Annotated in this window: 1 protein-coding gene; it reads right to left on the bottom strand. The window is 72.0% G+C overall.

Annotated features, from left to right (window positions below):
* Nucleotides 1-119 precede the first annotated feature (119 nt).
* A partial coding sequence (locus DP091_RS31030) for a toprim domain-containing protein (RefSeq protein ID WP_113061847.1) occupies nucleotides 120-743 on the bottom strand: 624 nt, incomplete at its 5' end.

Raw genomic sequence — 743 nt, forward strand, 5'->3', positions numbered from 1 at the left:
CAGCATCTCCGAAGGGAGGCTGGGGGCCTCCGGGCGCTCCTTGGGCAGCGGTTGCCGCTCGCCAAAGGTGGGCTCGGGCAGGGTAAGCTCGGGGGCAGCGGTGAGCAGATCGGCGGCGCTCATGCTGCACCCCCCGCAACGGCGTCGAGCCAATCTGCACCGGCTCGAGGGGGTACGGCCAGCCTCACCCGGCGGCCCTCGGCCAGCAGCCGCCTCGCCAGCTTGCGGGCAGCCTCGAGGCCGGCGGGGTCGTGGTCTGCGGCGATCACGGCCTCATGGGCCTCGATGGGGAGCACCACCCGCTCGAGGCCGATAGCGCTTACAGCGGCCCACACCGGCCAGGCGGTGGACTGGTGCACGGCCAGGGCGGTCTCAACGCCTTCGGTGAGGGCCAGGGGTTGGCCGGGCTGGTGCTCGAACAGCCGGATTGCACCACCCAGCGGGTGCGAGCCAGCGGCCAAGCGCTTTTCCTTGCGGCCTGAGCCGTCCTGCTCGAGGAAGGTGAGGTGCATCCCCACCAGCCCGTGTGTGGGGTGCTGCACGCGGGCCAGCATGAGGGGCTTATCTCCCCAGCGGGCCAGTCTCAAGGTTGGGGGCGGGGTGAGGCTCAGGCCGCGAGCCTTGAGATAGCGGGTCAGCAAGGGATGCTGTGGCTTTGCGGCGTCCCACCACCGGCCCCAACGGGCTACCTGCTCGGCCTCGGGCGTGGCGGGGGCCGGTGCAGGGCGGTAGTAGCCGGGGGC

The sequence above is a fragment of the Paenibacillus sp. MDMC362 genome, from assembly GCF_003269305.1.
GTDB lineage: Bacteria > Bacillota > Bacilli > Paenibacillales > Paenibacillaceae > Paenibacillus_AQ.